The sequence below is a fragment of the Methylobacterium sp. SD274 genome, assembly GCF_017355285.1.
Lineage (GTDB): Bacteria > Pseudomonadota > Alphaproteobacteria > Rhizobiales > Beijerinckiaceae > Methylobacterium.
This window is the reverse complement of record NZ_JADIJP010000040.1, coordinates 1-17,855: the sequence shown is the minus strand read 5'-3', so window position 1 is coordinate 17,855 and position 17,855 is coordinate 1. Positions and strand designations below refer to the sequence as shown.

12 protein-coding genes, 1 pseudogene and 1 riboswitch are annotated in these 17,855 nt (G+C 65.9%); of the genes and pseudogenes, 12 read left to right on the top strand and 1 reads right to left on the bottom strand.

What is annotated here, in order from left to right:
- Positions 1–57: 57 nt before the first annotated feature.
- Positions 58–1,545 carry a PLP-dependent aminotransferase family protein gene (locus IPV08_RS22410; protein ID WP_207413838.1) on the top strand — a complete coding sequence of 496 codons (1,488 nt, stop codon included), beginning with the start codon at positions 58–60 and terminating at the stop codon, positions 1,543–1,545.
- A gap of 478 nt (positions 1,546–2,023) precedes the next feature.
- A complete protein-coding gene (locus IPV08_RS22405; protein WP_207413836.1) occupies positions 2,024–3,460 on the top strand; it encodes an IS1182 family transposase in 1,437 nt (478 codons plus the stop codon).
- Positions 3,461–4,245: 785 nt separating this feature from the next.
- Here the strand turns inward: IPV08_RS22405 and IPV08_RS22400 are convergent.
- Positions 4,246–4,779 carry a MucR family transcriptional regulator gene (locus tag IPV08_RS22400; RefSeq protein WP_056453467.1) on the bottom strand — a complete coding sequence of 178 codons (534 nt, stop codon included), beginning with the start codon at positions 4,777–4,779 and terminating at the stop codon, positions 4,246–4,248.
- A 585-nt stretch (positions 4,780–5,364) separates the two neighbouring features.
- Positions 5,365–5,575, top strand: a riboswitch (cobalamin riboswitch).
- Positions 5,576–5,757: 182 nt separating this feature from the next.
- Between IPV08_RS22400 and IPV08_RS22395 the strand changes: the two genes are divergently transcribed.
- From IPV08_RS22395 to IPV08_RS22345, 10 genes and pseudogenes are all read left to right on the top strand, one after another.
- A complete protein-coding gene (locus IPV08_RS22395; protein ID WP_026175774.1) occupies positions 5,758–7,920 on the top strand; it encodes a TonB-dependent siderophore receptor in 2,163 nt (720 codons plus the stop codon).
- A complete protein-coding gene (locus IPV08_RS22390) occupies positions 7,920–8,663 on the top strand; it encodes an ABC transporter ATP-binding protein (RefSeq protein ID WP_018042859.1) in 744 nt (247 codons plus the stop codon). The genes IPV08_RS22395 and IPV08_RS22390 overlap by 1 nt, the downstream gene beginning before the upstream one ends.
- On the top strand, positions 8,660–10,054 hold the full coding sequence (locus tag IPV08_RS25120; RefSeq protein ID WP_018042858.1) for a DUF3526 domain-containing protein: 1,395 nt from the start codon (positions 8,660–8,662) through the stop codon (positions 10,052–10,054). The genes IPV08_RS22390 and IPV08_RS25120 overlap by 4 nt, the downstream gene beginning before the upstream one ends.
- Positions 10,051–11,538 carry an ABC transporter permease subunit gene (locus tag IPV08_RS22380; protein WP_056453464.1) on the top strand — a complete coding sequence of 496 codons (1,488 nt, stop codon included), beginning with the start codon at positions 10,051–10,053 and terminating at the stop codon, positions 11,536–11,538. Before IPV08_RS25120 ends, IPV08_RS22380 begins: the two co-directional genes overlap by 4 nt.
- Positions 11,535–11,843, top strand: coding sequence for a hypothetical protein (locus IPV08_RS22375; protein WP_244478054.1), 309 nt, complete (start codon positions 11,535–11,537; stop codon positions 11,841–11,843). The genes IPV08_RS22380 and IPV08_RS22375 overlap by 4 nt, the downstream gene beginning before the upstream one ends.
- Positions 11,840–13,003, top strand: coding sequence for a heparan-alpha-glucosaminide N-acetyltransferase domain-containing protein (locus IPV08_RS22370; protein ID WP_056453461.1), 1,164 nt, complete (start codon positions 11,840–11,842; stop codon positions 13,001–13,003). Before IPV08_RS22375 ends, IPV08_RS22370 begins: the two co-directional genes overlap by 4 nt.
- A 296-nt stretch (positions 13,004–13,299) precedes the next feature.
- A complete protein-coding gene (locus IPV08_RS22365; protein ID WP_246748152.1) occupies positions 13,300–13,623 on the top strand; it encodes a hypothetical protein in 324 nt (107 codons plus the stop codon).
- A gap of 41 nt (positions 13,624–13,664) precedes the next feature.
- A pseudogene (locus IPV08_RS22360) lies at positions 13,665–15,818 on the top strand (TonB-dependent siderophore receptor).
- A 9-nt stretch (positions 15,819–15,827) separates the two neighbouring features.
- Entirely contained in the window at positions 15,828–16,673 is an 846-nt protein-coding gene (locus IPV08_RS22350) for a DJ-1/PfpI family protein (RefSeq protein WP_056453447.1), read from the top strand.
- Positions 16,674–17,217: 544 nt separating this feature from the next.
- Entirely contained in the window at positions 17,218–17,397 is a 180-nt protein-coding gene (locus IPV08_RS22345) for a hypothetical protein (RefSeq protein ID WP_207413828.1), read from the top strand.
- The last annotated feature ends 458 nt before the right edge of the window (positions 17,398–17,855 follow it).

Genomic DNA, 17,855 nt, shown 5'->3' with positions numbered 1-17,855 from the left:
TGCGGCAGGGACGGGTTACGCCACAGCAAGCAGGCGATATCGGGCAGGATGGAACGTGTGGAACTGACGCTCACGCTAGACGCCAAGTCCGATAAGCCGCTCCAAGCGCAGGTTTTCGCCCAGGTTCGAGAGATCATCCTGGACGGTCAGATCAAGGCCGGCATGGCACTGCCTCCGAGTCGCCTGCTGGCGGAGCGCCTCCGGGTGTCCCGCAACACGGTGATGCTGGCCTACGAACGCCTTGCGGCGGAGGGCTACGTCAAGGCGCGCGGCACGGCGGGCCTATTCGTTGAGCCGATCTCACCGGACAGTCTTCTACTGATCCAACAGGGCAGTCGGTCGTTCACGAACGGCCCGGTGCCGGACGTGTCGAGCGAGCCCCTGCTTTGCTTCGCAGGTTCGCCCGGCGGGGGCGGCGACCGGCCCGAACTCGATTTCTGGGTTGGGCGGTCCGACCCGGCCGGGTTCCCGCTGGCCATCTGGCGCCGGATCGTAACGCGGCTCCTGGCGCGGGAGACGGCCTACCTTACCGATTACTGCGATCCGGCCGGCCTCCCGGATTTGCGCATGGCCATCAGCACGCACCTACGGCGCGCCAGAGCGGTGGCTGTGACCGAGGATCAGGTCATCGTGACCACGGGTGGGCAGGACGCCCTCAACCTCGTATTCAACCTGCTGAAGGGACATACCCGGCAGCTCTGCATCGAGAACCCCTGCTACCTCGGAGCCTCGCTGATCTTTAGGAACGCCGGCTTGGAGATCCATCCAGTGCCGGTCGACGGCGAGGGCCTGCGCACGGACCTTTTGCCCACGGCCAAGGGCAGCCTGCTCTACGTCACGCCCTCACACCAGTTCCCCACCGGGGCCACGATGCCGTTGGCACGGCGCCTGGCCCTGCTGCGATGGGCGGAGGAAACTGACAGCTACATCGTCGAGGACGATTACGACAGCGACTTCCGGTACGACGGGCCGCCACTGACGGCCCTGGCCGGTCTCGACGGCGGCCGACGCGTCTTCTACGCTGGGACGTTCTCGAAGTCCGTAGGCGCCGGCCTGCGCATCGGTTTCGCCACGGTCCCTCGCATGTTCTGGGATGAGGCGCGAATGCTGAAGGCACGGATGAGCAACGGTCAGGCCTGGCTTGAGCAGGCCGCTCTCGCTGCCTTTATTGACGAGGGACACTTCGACCGGCATCTGCGTCGCCTGAGACAGGTCTACAAGGCGCGCCGGGACTGCCTCGTCGGAGCGCTGAGTAAGACGTTCGATGGAGCCGTCGTCCTCGGCGGGGAGAGCGGCCTGCACCTGGTCTGGCGCCTCCCACCCGCCTTTCCGCCCGCCCGGCAGATCCAGCTTCTCGCACGTGAGCAGGGCATCGGCGTCTACGCTCTTTCGAGCGGGGCCGCCTACGATTTTGACCGCGGCGCACGGGACGACATGTTGGTCTTCGGATACTCATCGCTCAACGAAAGGCAGATCGAGACAGCGGTCGGCCAATTGCAGCGGATATTGCTTGGGCAAGCAGACCGCGGCGAAGGCACGGTTTAGGTCTGCTTTAAAGCACCTATCGGATTGGCTTCTTCGACGTAGTTGGGTCGGAGGCGGAACGTCCGCTTCAGGGCCAGGGGGCAGGGACCGCTTCCCACCCTTCTCGGACTTTTGCGCCTACGCCCAGGGTGTCGTTAAAACGAACGGATACCCGACACGATCAAGCTATGCGTTGGGCGGGTGCAGCCTTTGCGAGGCATACCCGTGGAGATGCGGCCTGGAATGACTGCGTTGGGTGGAGGCCGTGTGAAAAGAGGGCGCCAAGCTGGGGCTGTCCGGCCGCTTGGGAGAGCGGCGGGCAGGCTTTTTGCCCCCCATCCCGATCGTTGCGAGATCGCAAGGAAGCTCAAAGAAATCCGCGACGTCGATCGTTCGATCCCTGGATCTGAAATATTCGACAGACAATCAGCGAATTAGATCAACATATATTTGATCTGATGCTTTTTGTGTTAGACTTAGCCTTTAACGGAGGCCCGGGATGACACGCTTTGTCCAAGCTGCAGATCGTCACCAGGTTGCCCTGCTTCCTGATTGCCTGGACGATTACGTCACGCAAGATAATCCAGCCCGCGTCGTCGATGCGTTTGTCGATGAATTGGATCTCGCAGCACTCGGCTTTGCCGGCGTGACGCCCGCCGCCACCGGTCGACCCGGCTATCACCCTGCGACGCTATTGAAGCTCTACCTGTACGGCTACTTGAACCAGATCCCGTCCAGCCGGCGCTTGGAGCGGGAGGCCGGCCGCAATGTCGAACTGATGTGGCTGATCGGCCGCCTCGCACCCGACTTTAAGACGATCGCCGACTTCCGACGCGAGAACGGGGATGCGCTTCGCGCGACCTGCCGGCACTTCGTGATGCTCTGCCGGCAGGTCGGTCTCCTGGCCGGAGGCGTCGTGGCCGTCGACGGCAGCCGGTTCAAGGCCGTGAACACGCGCGACCGGAACTTCACCCCGGCCGCGGTCCGCAGGCGCATCGAGCAGGTCGAGACGAGCATCGTGCGCTACCTCGCAGCCCTCGATACCGCCGACCGTCAGGAGGCCGAGGTGACAGAGCTTCGTACCCCGCGCCTGAAGGAGCGGCTCTCTGCACTCCGGGATCGGCTGCGCGCGCTGCAGGCGATGGAGACGCTCGTCGAGGCCGCGCCGGACCGACAGATCTCGCTGACCGACCCCGATGCGCGGGCCATGGCGACGAACGGCAAGGGCACCGGGCTCGTTGGCTACAACGTTCAGGCCGCGGTGGACACGAAGCATCACCTCATCGTCTCCCATGAAGTGACCAACGTCGGCCACGACCGCACCCAGCTCGCCAATATCGCGGGGCAAGCTCAGGCCGCCGCGGGCGAGGAAGCCATCCAGGTTTTGGCGGATCGGGGCTACTTCTCCGGTGAGGAGATCCTGGCCTGCGACCGGGCGGGGATCGCGGTCACCCTGCCAAAGCCGATGACGTCCGGTGCGAAGGCCGAGGGCCGATTCGGCAAGCAGGACTTTGTCTACCAGGCGAGCGACGACACCTATCGCTGCCCGGGGGACCAGACGCTGACCTATCGCTTCGAGAGCATCGAGAACGGGATGACCCTACGGCGGTACTGGACGTCGGCCTGTTCGAATTGCCCGATCAAGACCTCCTGCACGCCCGCCGAGCAGCGTCGCATCACGCGTTGGGAACACGAGCACGTGCTGGAAGCCGTCCAGCGCCGGCTCGACGAGAACCCGAACGCGATGCGTGACCGCCGCCAGACGGTCGAGCACGTCTTCGGCACCCTCAAAGCCTGGATGGGAGCGACCCACTTCCTGACCCGGGGGTTGAGGAACGTGGCCAGTGAGATGAGCCTGCAGGTTCTTGCCTACAACATGAAGCGAGTGATCGCGATCCTCGGTGCCGGCCCGCTCATCGCAGCTATCCGAGGCTGAAAGCCCGGTCCCTTTGCGCGATGCGCTGTCAGATCTTTCCAGGCCGCAAATGCGTTCTCACACAGCCTCCACCCTTCTCAGACGTTCAGCACAGGCACTAGGCACCTGTGCCTCATCTGCCATTCCCGATCCGGGCCGTGTCGGTTCCAGCGCCTTGTCCTTCCGCTAACCGACCCGGTGCATCCTCCCATCGAGCCAAGTTGCGTATCGGCTCACTGTGAGATGGACGGCCCGCCCCGCCGGTCCCGTGATCAGATCGCCGCCCCGATCTGATCACGGGGCCGGCGGGGCTGCTTCTCGCCTTGGGCCTTGCTGAGAGCGGCGTTCGCAGGGCTTCCCGTCGCCCCCCATGGCTTCCGCAGAGACCATGCCCAAAAAGCCGGCCTTATGGAGCAAATGCACCAAGGTGCGACCGCCGAACCTCAGTCGAAGTTCGTGCGATAGGGCTTGATTTTACGGAGGGTTTCCTTCGCTTCTTTCATCAAAGCACGGCTGCGCTTTACCTCTGCCCGCATCTCATGAGCTAACTTGATCGCCTGCCCAACTTGCTCCCGCACTAATGGGATAGCGTTGCTCCCTATGGGGCTGACGGTGTTCGACAAAGGGTCACCATGGCGGAGGAGCAGCGAGGGGGCGGCACGGCACTCGCTAGATTGCGGGGTGCAATCTTACAGGCCCATCCTTGTGCAACCGCTTTTGCGCGGTCGCACTCACCTGAGTTGGGGGTGCCGAGATTTTCTGAGACCCAAGCGGAAACGGCACCTGAGATGCTGCCGTTATGTTCGTCAAGCTGCTGCGGCAGCCTTCCGAGGCCGACCCGCCTTCTTGGGTTTCTCCGGAGCCGGAGCGGTCTCTTCAACGACGGCGTTTTCCGGCACGACAGCCTTCGCCTTGGCCGCACCATTCCGCTGCTGCCCGAGACCGAGTTGCTTGGCCAGGGCGGACCTTGCAGCCGAGTAGCTTGCGGCGACCATGGGGTAGTCGGCAGGTAGGCCATGCTTCGCGCGGTAGGTCTCGGGGCTCAGTCCACGGAGCGTCAGATGCCGCTTCATCGTTCTGTAGGGCTTGCCATCCTCGAAGCTGATGAGATGGTCGGGCGTTATGGACTTCTTGATCTGAGCCGGCGTCGCCTTCTCGATCTTGTCCTCGGCCACCGTACCGGTTCCACCAATCGCAAGACTGCTGACGGCAGCATGCACGTTGCTCAGCAACTCGCCCAAGGCGCTTGTTGGCAAAGAGTTATTGGAGACGTAGGCGGCGACGATGTCCGCTGCGAGTTTGATGTAGTCTGGCTGAGAATTTTGGGTGCTGTCGGCCATAGCATTTTCTCTGAGGATCCGTGGACGCCCCATAGAGTAAGTTTGGTACGAAACACAACGCTTTCACCAAGCAAAACTCACGTAGCTTGTTGGATGGCGTCACCCTGAAGCGATTAACTCCGCTCAGTGTTGCCGGATTGGATTGCAGAGCACGGGGCGCCAAGGGGACCGCCCCTGGCGCTTCAGTAAGGCCGGCATCATCACGACCGACCTCGCGCCGCCCCTGATGATGAGCGTGGTAGAGCTTCCGCTTTCAACCCGTTGCAGACCCCGGGAAGGTCCGCTTCCAGGCGACCTCGCAGACAAAGACCTACGACTAGATCGGGTGGAATGCGGTCCGACTGCTTTCGACCAGAAGACGTCCATAAGCGCTTATCGTGGAGGCCATCGAGCATCGGCCGATTGCGCCACTAGGCGCAGGCTGCATAACCTTTCACCCCCGATGGATCAGAGCCTCCGCACCTGAAAAGAGCGGACTGTCCCAATCCATCTGGCGACGGACAACGGTCCGGGACCAGACTGATGCAATGTTACAATGTTGCGAGAAAATGACGCCCCCTCGATTGACTATGCGGCGGCGCCCGGCGAATGTCTGACCGTCAAGGTTCCTGCGGGTCGTCGGCTCGCGGGCTAAGAGGGAATTCGGGGTGCTCGCAGGAGCGCTTCCGAAGCTGCCCCCGCAACTGTTAGCGGTGAGCCCTCACCGTCCATGGTCACTGGTGCGACGTACTGGGAAGGCCGAGGCGAGGGCGACGACCCGCGAGCCAGGAGACCTGCCTTGCACAACGATACGTCTCTCGGGCGGGGTGTCCCGGCGGAGCGCATGAGCGGGCTTGGCTACTGACGCAGCCGGTCCCGCGAGGGCACCCGCTCGGCCGTCGCTCGACAACCTTGAGCGCACCGGTGCCCCTTCGTCCCAACCTGGCGACCTCGAAGGTTGCGATCCTGACCCTGCCCGTTCCGGCCAAGCGTCGTCGGATGTCGAGGCGTCGAGGATCGCACTACGCGCTTGCCGCAATCCTTTCGGCGGGCGCGCCTGCACTGGAGGCCCGGGCGCAGGAGGCCGTCACGCTGGAGGAACTCTCCGTGGAGGCTACTGGCGGGAGCGCTCCAGTGGTCGCTGGTGCTGGCCCCTCCCCGGGGATAGGCCTGATCGGTCCGACCCCGGGCTACCGGGCCGACCGGGCGGTGAGCAGCACGAAGACCGACACGCCCCAGCGCGACGTGCCCCAGATCGTCACCGTTGCGCCGCGCGAGGTCATCACAGATCTCGCCGCCACCCGCGTCGACCGGGTCTTCAACTATACGCCCGGCGTCGCCCAGCAGAACAATTTTGGCGGCCTGACGGTGTTCAGCTACGCCATCCGTGGCACGACTACCTCGGAACTCTACCGTAACGGCTTCCCGATCAACCGAGGCTCGCCGCCGCCGCCCGACACCCAGAACGTCGAGCGCATCGAGGTGCTCAAGGGCCCCGGTGGCGGCCTGTTTGGGCGCAGTGACCCAGGTGGCCTCGTCAACTTCGTCACCAAACAGCCGACCGCTGAGCGCTTCGTCGAGATGGGCGGTCTCTGGGGTTCTTTCGAGCAGTTCCGCGACACGGTCGATGCCGGTGGCGCGCTCAACGAGGACGGCACGCTGCTCTACCGATTTAACTTTGCGGGCGGACGCCAGAACAGCTTTCGCGATTTTGTCGACAGCGACCGGCTCCTCGTCGCTCCCGTCGTGAGCTGGCAGGTCACGCCGGACACGAAAATCACCGTCGAGACCGAGTTCCTGCGCAATCGCGTCGTGGTCGACCGGGGTGTGATTGCGATCAACCGCCAACTCGGCTTCCTGCCGATTTCCCGCTTCCTCGGCGAGCCGGGGCAGAGCACGTATCAGAGCTCGGACACGATGCAGGTGCGGGTCGAGCATCGCTTCAACGCCGATTGGCAGATGCGCCTCGCCACCCACTTCAACACCGGCTCGCTGGTCGGGGAATCGGCGGAGGTCCGTGGCCTCGCCGCGGACAATCGCACCGTCCTGCGCGACCGGAACTTCCGCGATTACCGCTGGGATACCGCCATCGGTCAGGCCGAGGTGGTGGGGCGCTTCGCCACCGGTGATCTCGGTCATACCCTGCTTCTCGGCTTCGAGCGGGAGAGCACGGATAGCCGCGTGGTCTATGATCGCTCGAACTTCCGCCAGAGCCCCTACAGCCTCGACATTTACGATCCCCGCTACGGCCAGGCCCTGCCGCCGCTCACGATCCGGCGCAACAACTTGGAACGAGTCACCAACACCGCCCTCTATGTCCAGGACCAGATCGCGCTCAGCCCCGAGTGGAAGGCGCTCCTCGGGGCCCGGTTCGATTTCTTCGAGCAATCTTTTCGCGAGCGAACGAACTCGACCCAGTCAGAGCAATCGCGGGTGGCGGCCACGCCGCGTGCCGGGCTCGTCTACCAGCCCCTGCCTGAGCTTTCGCTCTACACCAATGTCGGCACCAGCTTCCGGCCCAATATCGGCCCCGACGCCTTCGCGGTGGCCCGCGCGGAGCCGTTCGAGCCCGAGACTGGCATCGGCTACGAGGTGGGTGCCAAGCTCGATCTGTTCGGAGGCGCCCTCGGCCTGACGGCGGCGGCCTTCCGCATCGAGCGGCAGAACGTGCTGACGGCCGACCCCAACAACAGCGGCTTCTCGCTGGCGGCGGGCGGCGTGCGCAGCCAGGGCTTCGAACTCACGGCCGCAGGCCAGATCACCCCCGAGATCAAGATCCTGGCGGGCTACGTCTACGCCGACGCAGTGGTGACCAAGGATAACGTGCTGCCGGTGGGCGCACCGCTGATCAACATCCCGCGCCACTCGGGCAGCCTGCTCGCTGTGCACGAGGTCCAGGCCGGCCCCTGGAAGGGCCTCGGCCTGGGCGGCGGCGTGCGCGGGGTTGGCGAACGCGCCGGGGACGCATCGGGCTCGGGCTTCTCTCTGCCGGCCTACATCGCTGTCGATGCGCTGGCCTATTACCGCTACGAGAACATGCGCTTCGGCCTTAACGTCGAGAACATCTTCGACACCACTTACTATGAGAGTTCGAACAGCGTGTTCCGGGTCTATCCCGGCGCGCCCCGGCGCTTCACCGGCACGATCTCGGTGCGGTTCTGATGACTGAGGTCACGACCCATTCGGGCGACTTCGTCCTGGAGATCCGGGGGGCGGGCAAGCGTTTCGGCGAACGCCAAGCCCTCGATGGCCTCGACCTGTCGCTCCGTCCCGGGGAGGTCTTCGCCCTGCTCGGGCCGAACGGGGCTGGCAAGACCACAACGGTCAACCTGATCCTCGGCTTCCTAAAGGCGGATGCCGGCACGGTCCGGGTCTGCGGTGTCGATGCCGGCGCCGACCCGGTCGGCGCGCGCCGGCACGTGGCCTACATCCCCGAACAGGTGGCGCTCTATCCCGGCCTCTCCGGGGTGGAGAACCTGCGCTACTTCACGACCCTGGCCGGCCTCGATCTGACGAAAGCGAACGCACGCATGCTCCTCGCGGAGGCCGGCCTCGCCGAGCCTGCCCTCGCCCGTCCCGCCGGCTCCTATTCCAAGGGCATGCGCCAGAAGGTCGGCATCGCGGTGGCACTCGCGCGCCGTGCCCGGCTCCTCCTCCTCGACGAACCGACCTCGGGCCTTGATCCGAGCGCGGCGGCGGACTTCTCCACAACGGTCCGGGCGGCGGCGGATCGTGGCACCGCCATCCTGATGGCGACCCACGATCTCTACAGGGTGCGCGAGATGGCTGGCCGCGTCGGTGTCCTTAGCCGTGGCCGTATCGTTGAGGAGATCGACCCCCGGACCCTCGACCATGTCAGCCTGGAGCGGCTCTACATCGAGCGGCTGGCGGGGAGCGCGGCGTGAGGCAGCTCGCGGCCGAACTCGCGCGCACCGCCCGCGATGCGCGCCTTCGCTGGATCGGTGCCGTCCTCGTCCTGCTCCTCACGGTCGCGGGCCTCGGCGCCTGGCGGGATTCTATGCGCTATGCTGGTGAGGTCGCTCAGGTCGCGGCCGCCGAGCGCGCGCGCTGGCTCGGCCAGGATACCAAGAACCCGCATTCGGCCGACCATTTCGGCCTTTGGGTGTTCCGCCCCTCGGCACCGCTCGCCGTGCTCGATCCCGGTACCGAGCCCTACACGGGCCGGATGGTGCGGGTCGAGGCGCACGTTTTCAACGACGCGGTCTATCGCGCCATCCAGGATGCCGGACCGCTCGCGCGATCCGGCCTCGGCAGCGTCGCCGATATCGTCCAACTCGTGGTGCCGCTCGCCGCCATCCTGCTCGGCTTCTCCGCCTTCGCCGCCGACCGCGAGCGCGGCACGCTGCGTCTCGCGCTCGGCAACGGCGTCCCGCCGGGCCGGCTCTTCGCGACCCGGTTCGCGGCGCTCTTCGCCGCGCTGGCGCTCGTGGCAGGGCTTCCGCTCCTCGGGATCGGCGCGCTCGCAGTGGTGAGCGAGGAGGGTGCCGGCTGGCAGGCCGTTCCGCGACTGCTCACCTGGGTAGCGGCGCAGCTGACCTATGCCACCGTATTTCTGCTGCTCGCGATGCTCGTCTCGCTCGTCGCACGTACGGCCCGGGGCGCGCTTGCGGCGGCGCTCGCGGTCTGGGCCGTCCTTTGCGTCGCGGCCCCCCGCCTCGCAATCGTCGGTGTCGACGCGGTCATGCCCGCCCTGTCCTACCGCGAGGTCCGGACGCGGATCGAGTCCGGTTTTCGGGCGCATCGCACCGCCGAGGCGAACGATGTCCGTACGCGCGAGGTGCTCGCCCGCTATAGCGTGAGCGACCCCGACGAACTGCCCGTGGACCTGCGCGGCCTGATGATGTCGGAGAACGAGAACTACAACTTCACGGTCTACGACCGTGAGCTCGGCGCGTTCTTCGACAGCCTCGCGACCCAGGAAAGGGCGTTGGCCTGGGCTGGCCTGCTGTCGCCGCGGGTCGCCCTGCAGGCCCTCTCGCAGACGCTCGCCGGCACCGATTTCGCCCAACACGCCCACTTCGTCTGGGCGGCGGAGGCCTATCGGCGCCGAATCTCCGAACGCATGAACGCCGAGATCCGCGACCATCCCCAGCGCGGCGGGACCACCCTCGTCGCCGGACCGGATCTCTGGGGGGAGATCCCGCCTTTCGTCCACCGGCCATTGCCGTTCGCCACCACGCTGGCCAACGCACGCGTTCCGGCCTTCGTCCTCGCCCTGTGGCTCGGTCTGCTTGCGCTCCTGTGCCGTCCCCTTGTCCGGAGGCTGAAGCCGTGAGAACCGTCCGGTTTCCCGTCCTGCTCGGCGCCGAACTGCGCCTGATCCTGCGCGAGCGCCTGACCTGGGCGATCCTCGCCGCCCTCCTCGTGGCTCTCTGCCTAGCGGCGTGGACGGGCGCAGGGCGCGTCTCCATGGAGCGAGCCGCCCTCTTGCAGGCCGCCGCCAACACCGACCGGGTCGTGCGGGACGCCAAGGCCGCCCATGAGCGTTATGGCAAGCCCTCGCCAATCAAAGTGAACTACTGGCAGGACCCCACCGACGCCTTCGGCTACATGACCTACTTCATGGCCGCCTACGCGGTGAAGCCGCCGACGCCGCTCGCCGTATTCGCGGCCGGTCAATCCGACGTGCAACCCGCGATCATGCGGGCCAGCTTCGGCTTCAGCACGGTCTTCGACGACACCGCCTACGAACCCAGCTCGACCGCCCGGCTCAGGCTCGGCCCCTTCGATCTTGCCTTCGCGCTGGTCTACCTCGTACCTCTCGCCGTCATCGCACTCGCCGGCACACGGCTCTCCTCCGAGCACGACAACGGCATCCTGCGCATGATCGCGTCGCAGCCCGTCGGGCCGCGTCGCGTGGCGAGCGCGAAGTTCGGGGCCGTGGCGCTGGTCGCCATCACAGCTGTGCTCGGTGGAACGGCGCTGGCGCTCATCGTATCGGGCGGTCTCGGAGAGCTCGGCGGTTGGGAGGGTACGCTGGCCCTCCTTGCGGCCACCCTGGCCGCCTACGTCGTCCTCTGGGTGTCGGCCTGCGCCCTGGTGGCCAGCCTGTGGCGCGGGGGCGTCTCCGCCCTCGCGATCCTCGTGCTGGCTTGGGCCATCGTCACTGTCGCCCTGCCGAGCGCTCTCGGGTACGCGGTCGAGGCCCTCGCGCCGACGCCTTCACGGATCGCGGCAATCGATGCGAGCCGGCAGGCACAGGTCCGGTTCTACACCGGTGAGGAAGGCGCTCGGATCACCCTGGCCTGGCTTGCCGGCAAGGTTCCGGATGCCGCGAGTCGGCCGGGGCTGGCGGAGGCGCCCGAGATCAAGCGCCTCGCTCGCGATGCGTTCTACGACGAAGCGCTGGCGAGCTACCGAGATGCCGCGCACGACCATGCCCAGGCTGCGGCGGCCTGGAGCCGGCGGCTGGCAACGCTATCTCCCACGACGGTGCTCGCCCTCGCCCTTGAGATGGCGGCGGGAACCGACGCGGAGCGCCATTCCGCCTTCCTGGCGGCGGGCGCCGCGTACCGCCGGGACCTGCGTGCGTTCTTCGAGCCCCGCATCCTCGCCCAGGCACTGGACCCCGCGCCGGTCTGTCCGGGCTGTCCCGCGCGGCTCGATTTTACCGCCTACGATGCCGTGCCGGCATTCGCGCCCTCCGTGCCCCGCGCCGCGGCGGAGCGCCAGGCGATGGTGGCCCTAGGTTGCTTGGTTGCGGGAACCCTGCTCCTCGCCGCGCTGGCTCACCGCCGGTTCGCCGAATGGCCCGCATGATGCGCGCGAACTGGAAGGGTGCAGCCGGGGATGGCAGCCCGGCGGGCCAGCCCGTTGATGCGCCTGCCGCCCACGTCCGGCGCGGGGATGCGGGGCGCGGGGCCTCGTCCGAGCGCGCGCGCCGCTACGTGCTCGACCTCATGCCGATTCTGGAATCGATTGGCGGAGAGGTCGGGCGGACGCCCCAGTGCCTCGCTCCCGAGCTGACGCGGCGTGGGGTCCGCAAGCCGCGCGGCGGCGCGGTCTGGACACCCGTCGATGTCGGCCGGCTCCTGCACCGGATCGGAACGGAGCGCGTGCGATGAGACCGACAGCCTCCGAGGGAGCCCAGGGTCCGCGGTCCCGCATCGTCTCCATCGACGCCCTGCGCGGCCTCGTCATGCTGCTCATGCTCGTCGATCACGTGCGGGAGTTCGTCTACCTGCACGCCCAGGTCCGCGACCCGATGGATCTGGCCGTGACGCCGCCCGGCCTCGTCCTGACCCGGCTGACCTCGCATCTGTGCGCGCCGGTCTTCATCCTGCTTACCGGCCTCTCGGCCAGCCTCCACGCGCAGAAACACGGCGACCGGTGGGTGACCAGCGTGTTCCTGCTCAAGCGCGGCCTGCTGCTGATCCTCTTTGAGGTGACACTGGTCAGCCTGGCCTGGACCCGCAGCCTCGCGCCGCCGATCCTCTACCTGCAGGTGATCTGGGCCATCGGCCTCAGCATGGTGGCGCTGGCCGCCCTGCTCTGGCTACCGCGTGCTGCCCTCGTCCTCTTCGCCGCGGCGGTGATGCTCGGCCACAACCTGCTCGACGGACTCGTGCTCCAACCGGGCGACATGGGCTACGTGTCCTGGTCGATCCTACATCAGCGCGGCTTCATCGAACTGCCCTGGGGCGTGGCGCGGACCTCCTACCCGGTGCTGCCCTGGTTCGGCGTGATAGCGGCGGGCTACGCCCTGGGGCCGCTCTTCGCCGGAGCGGTCGCGCCGCCCACACGCAGCGCGGGGCTCCTGGCACTCGGCGGCGCGGCGCTCTCCGCCTTCCTGATCCTGCGGTGCCTCAACGGCTACGGCGAGCCGGTACCATGGCAGTCGGGGACGACGACCCTCTTCACCGCGCTCTCCTTCGTCAACCTGACCAAGTACCCGCCCTCGGCCGACTTTCTGCTGCTTACGCTAGGCCTCGGCCTCGGGCTCCTCGCCCTATTCGAGGCAGTGCCGGCGCGAAGCCTCGGCTGGCTGCGCACCTTCGGCGGCGCGCCGCTGTTCTTCTATCTTGCCCATCTCTGGCTGCTGCGACTGCTCCATGACGGCGCCTTGGCGCTCGGTCTCGGCGGAGCCTCCGGTCGAATCGAGGCTGGAGCGCCGGTGCAGATCTGGCTGGTCGCAGGAGCCCTGGTCCCGCCGCTCTGGCTCGCATGCCGCTGGATGGTCGGCCTGAAACGCCGGGCCGCCTTGCCGGCCCTGAGCTACCTGTAGCCTTTACCGAACGGTCGCTTGCGGGGGAGCCCGGCGGACCCGTAACGGTGGCTGATCAGCGTGGAAATGCACCCCGGGGTTAGGGGGGGCAGCCATTGGACCTGACTGATGAAGTCCAAGCGCACCAAGCATTCAGGCCTTCGTCGAGGGTGAACCGACGTGCGCCTTTCGCCTCGGCCGCATGAATTCCGGCCCATGATTACGCGCCTGCGTTGACGGCGCTGCAAGCGCAGCCGTACGTAAGATCCATGCGGATGCGATTGCCAGGGTGGGCCGCCTGCCGTGCGGTCATCGCCATGGCCGCGCTGTACGCACTTGCGCTCCAGGCATTCCTCGGCGGCGCGAGCTTCGCGGCCTCGGGCGGTCCGACCCACGTCATCTGTGCGCAAGGCGCGGGGAGCGACGGCGAGCCCTTCAAGTCATCTCCGCCGCACAAGCATCTCGATTGCTGCCTGGTGGCTCACGCCCTGGGGGCGCCGGTCGTTCCGCCCGCCACCTCGTCGCCCATCATCTGGACCGTCCGGCAAGCCTCCGTCGTCGTCTGGCGTTTCGAGGTCGCGGCCTACCCCCGTGCACCGCCAGGGATCAGTGCCAGCGCCCGTGCCCCACCCGTCGCCTGATTGATCGCCCTTCCCGATCTTTCAGACAACGGACCCAAACCATGTACCCTGTTCCCCGGGTCGAGCTCTGCCTCGCCCTGTTCATCACCTTGCTTGCCACCACCTCAGTCCTCGCCCAGACCGCCGCCACTGGGGTCACCCTGCCGGAACTCACTGTGGAGGGAGGCGATACCTCCTCAGGCCCGGGGGTCCGCCAGACCACGGCCGGCCCCGTGCAGGGCTATCGCGCCCTGACCTCGGTCTCGGCCACCAAGACCGGCACCCCGATCCAGGAGACGCCGCAATCGGTCCAAGTCATCACCCGCGACCTTATCGAGGACCAGCAGAGCCTGACCGTCTCGGAGACGCTCCGGAACGTGTCCGGCGTCACGGGTCCGAACCCGGTGGCCTTCAACCAGTTCTACACGCTGGTGCGCGGCTTCCCGGCGGAGACCTACGTCGACGGCCTGTCGACCTTCTTCCAGCCGGGCGCGCGCGACCTCCTCAACAACGTCGAGCGCATCGAGGTTCTGAAGGGCCCGACCGGCATCCTCTACGCAGGCGGCTCGGCGCCGATCGGCGGCATCATCAACCTGGTCTCGAAGCTGCCGGTCTTCGCGACCTTCACCGAGATCGGCGTCACCGCCGGCAGCCGTGGCTTCGTCAGCCCGTACTTCGACATCAACCGGCCGCTGACCGAGGATGGCACGGTGCTGTTCCGCATGACGGGCCAATTCCAGCGCGATGTGCCTTCCATCGACTTAGTCGAGACCCGAAGCCTCGCCCTCAACCCGACGGTGACCTTCACCAACAACGCCGGCACCTCGCTGACGCTGCAGGGCTTCTACTCGCGTCGGACCCAGCCCGACTACACGGGTCTGCCGGCGGTCGGTACGGTCGACACCTCCGCGTTCAGCATCCGACGCTCCCTCTTTCCGAGCTCGACGACGGTGCCGGACACGTCCTCGGAGTTCTACGGCGTCACGGCACGTCTCGACCACGCCTTCAACGATGTCTGGTCGACGTTCACGACCGTCCGCTTCAGCCGCTCGATCCTCAGCCAGCCGGACCAGTTCGTCATCGGCAACCGACCCGACGTACCGCCGTCGAGCTTCTTCGTGTCCAACGCCATCGTGCGGGGGAACATCTCGGAGATTTCGGTCAACCCGAATCTGAAGGCGGCCTTCGACCTCGGTCCGACCCGCAACGTCCTGCTGATGTCGGCCGATTTCGACCGGGTCAAGGACAGGGAGTTCGTGAGCAATTTCGACCTGATCGGCCCGGTGGACTTCCGTGCGCCGGTCTTCCCGGACTTCGTCGAACCGACCTCCCGGGCGCTGACGCCCAGCAACGCCTACATCAACGCCGGGCTGTCGCTGCAACTCCAGACGACGCTGTGGGAGCGCATCCACCTGCTTGCCGGCGTGCGCGGGGCCTATGTCGAGCTCGACGGCCTCGACAGGCTCACCGGGACCCGCCAGGAGCTCCAGCAGATCAAGCCGCTGCCGAAGGCCGGGGCCATCGTCGACGAGTACAAGGATGCGGTCAGCAACGTCGTCTAGCTGTTCGCCGATTACAGCGAGGGCATCCGGGTCGTGCCCTACCTCTCGACGTCGACCCCGAAGCCCGAGACGTCGCAGCAGGTCGAGGGAGGCGTCAAGATCGCGCTCGCATCCGGGCTGTCCGGCACGCTGGCCGCCTTCGAGCTCACCCGCCAGAACGTCGCGACGGGCGACCCGAACAACCCGTTCCTGCAGGTGCAGGTCGGCGAGCAGCGCTCGCGCGGGGCCGAGGTCGACCTGGTCTGGCAGCCGACGCCGAACTGGCAGGTCCTCGGAAGCTACGCCCACATCGACGCGACGGTCACGAAGGACAACAACTTCGCCGTCGGTTCGCGGCTGATGGCGGTTCCGGCCGATTCCGGTCGTCTGTGGGCGAACTACAAGTTCCTGGAGGGCTCGCTCCGCGGGGTCTCGCTCGGCGCCGGGCTCTACGCCGCCGGCAGGCAGGCGATCACGCTCGACAACTCGTATTTCACCCCTGCGTTCGTCACGCTCGATGCCAAGGCGTCCTACACGGTCGATGGCTGGACCTACTCCCTGGTCGGCAAGAACCTCGCCGATGCGCTTTACTTCGAACCCTACCTGTTCCTCGACGGTCGGGTACGCCCGTCGAACCGCCGTTCCATCTACGCGACCGCCTCGGTCCGGTTCTGAGAGGGCATCATGTTCGTTCGCCGTGATTTCACCCGCCTCGCCGCCGCCCTCGCCGGCATGCCGTTCCTACGGTCCCCCGCCCGTGCGGAGGATGCAGGGGCCAAGGGCCCACCGGCACCCTCGACCGGCCACGGCGAGGACATGGCCGGCTACGACCCGAACGTACGTTGGATGGGCGACGAGCGGATCGCGATGCTGATGTACCCGGGGATGACGGTCATGGACCTCATCGGTCCGCAAAGCATGTTCGCGGCGATGATGGGGGCCAGGATCCATCTCGTCGCCAAGACCCTCGATCCGGTGACCAGCGACGGCGGGGTGACGATCACCCCGGACGCGACCTTCGACACCTGCCCGCGCGACCTCACCGTGCTGTTCACGCCAGGCGGCACGGACGGCACGATCAAGGCAGCGACCGATCCCGCGACGCTCGCCTTCATGGCCGACCGGGCAAGCCGGGCGACGTACGTCACCAGCGTATGCTCCGGCTCGCTGATCCTGGGAGCGGCAGGGCTGCTCAAGGGCTACAGGGCGACCTCGCATTGGTCCTGCCGGGATGCGCTGGCCGGGTTCGGCGCCATCCCAACGGACGCCCGCGTCGTCCGGGACCGTAATCGGATCACCGGCGCGGGCGTGACCGCTGGTTTGGATTTCGGGCTCTCCATGGTCGCGGAGATGCGCGACCGGACCTATGCCGAATGCTGTCAGCTCATGAGCGAATACGATCCCGAGCTGCCCTTCCATGCCGGTTCCTTGAAGACCGCCCCGCCGGAGGTGAGGGAGCCCATGGTCAGGATGGTCGCCGGCTTCAGACGAGCGGCCGAGGCACTGGCGGCGGACAGCGGACTGCGCTGAGGAACGGAAGCTTTTGTAAGGGTCGCTCCGTGGAAGCTGCGTCCAAGGCAGGTCGTAACGTATGTCCGCTTCCGAGCACCTCGCCAACCAGTTGATATGGCAAGGTTGGGTCGGGAGCTGTCCGTCCGCTCTTCGACCGACTTGGGTGGATATCTGCCAGTCCGCTTTCAGGCGGCAATGGGGTGATGCAGACGTCGCCGCCGCGCCTGTCTCCGCCCCCGAGGCGGAGTTGTCCCCTCCTGACACTATCGGCAAGATGCGGCTATGGAGCCTGATGAGCACTAGGAAGACGTGTCAGCTTCATTGGCTCGAAGCATCCGGCGATTTGGGTTCCTGGCGTAGCACGGTTATGGACCAGGTGGGCCACCGCGATCACTCACGGTGTTCGGATACATTCGCCGGGCGAACCCATTTAAGGATCCTTCGGGGAGCGGGTTTCTTTAGGCAGTAATATCTCTGTCAAAACGTCAAAGGGCCTCTTCCGCAATGAGTTAGCCCGCAGCCAAAATGTGCTCCAGCGCAATGGAGAGGAGTAGCCAAAGGAATGCTGACGACCTCCATGATCGGAATGATCCGCCGCCGCTGGCTGAGTGATCGCCCCTTTGAGGCTCACACGAAGGAAAGCCTACTGCGGAAAATCGCAAGCCCTGCGGTGCGCGAAGCCGTCAAAGAGCAGGCACGGCAAGAGTTGGCGCTTCGGAGTCAGATCTCCCGAAGTTACTGAGTAATTCAGACTGACAGGTCAGTATTTTCCAGACCAATAACACGTCCTACCAGAACCATTTAGCGAAACACAAGACAAACCATCGCTAGAATCGACGTCCGTAAGTTTCGTGTCGTTTTCCCAAACGAAGCATTCACCCGCACGAATCGTCTTTCCTAGCTTGTCTTGAAAATCATCATTGTTTCCAGTTGATCTAATAATGCTTAGTTTTTGATAAACATAAATCGACTTGCAGCCAAAATTTTTACTAAGTGCCTTTTCGATACCGGCAGCAAAGTAAACACATATCGCAACTATGAAATAGGTGCACAACTTAATCATTGATTCTGCACCTCAATAGAAGTGCCGACACAGATTGCTGCGCCGGCACCCTATATCTCAGGCTTCGTGCGACCGATTAGTTCGGCAGAGCGAAGACGGTCAGCTGGCCACCGAGGTTGGTGTAGTTCGAGAGGGCG

What these genes read in the sequence shown, in the direction of transcription:
- IPV08_RS22405 (WP_207413836.1), top strand. Translation starts at nt 2,024, where the DNA reads ATGACACGCTTTGTCCAAGCTGCAGATCGTCACCAGGTTGCCCTGCTT.
- IPV08_RS22400 (WP_056453467.1), bottom strand. Translation starts at nt 4,779, where the DNA reads ATGGCCGACAGCACCCAAAATTCTCAGCCAGACTACATCAAACTCGCA.
- IPV08_RS22395 (WP_026175774.1), top strand. Translation starts at nt 5,758, where the DNA reads ATGTCGAGGCGTCGAGGATCGCACTACGCGCTTGCCGCAATCCTTTCG.
- IPV08_RS22390 (WP_018042859.1), top strand. Translation starts at nt 7,920, where the DNA reads ATGACTGAGGTCACGACCCATTCGGGCGACTTCGTCCTGGAGATCCGG.
- IPV08_RS22375 (WP_244478054.1), top strand. Translation starts at nt 11,535, where the DNA reads ATGATGCGCGCGAACTGGAAGGGTGCAGCCGGGGATGGCAGCCCGGCG.
- IPV08_RS22370 (WP_056453461.1), top strand. Translation starts at nt 11,840, where the DNA reads ATGAGACCGACAGCCTCCGAGGGAGCCCAGGGTCCGCGGTCCCGCATC.
- IPV08_RS22365 (WP_246748152.1), top strand. Translation starts at nt 13,300, where the DNA reads ATGGCCGCGCTGTACGCACTTGCGCTCCAGGCATTCCTCGGCGGCGCG.
- IPV08_RS22350 (WP_056453447.1), top strand. Translation starts at nt 15,828, where the DNA reads ATGTTCGTTCGCCGTGATTTCACCCGCCTCGCCGCCGCCCTCGCCGGC.
- IPV08_RS22345 (WP_207413828.1), top strand. Translation starts at nt 17,218, where the DNA reads ATGCTGACGACCTCCATGATCGGAATGATCCGCCGCCGCTGGCTGAGT.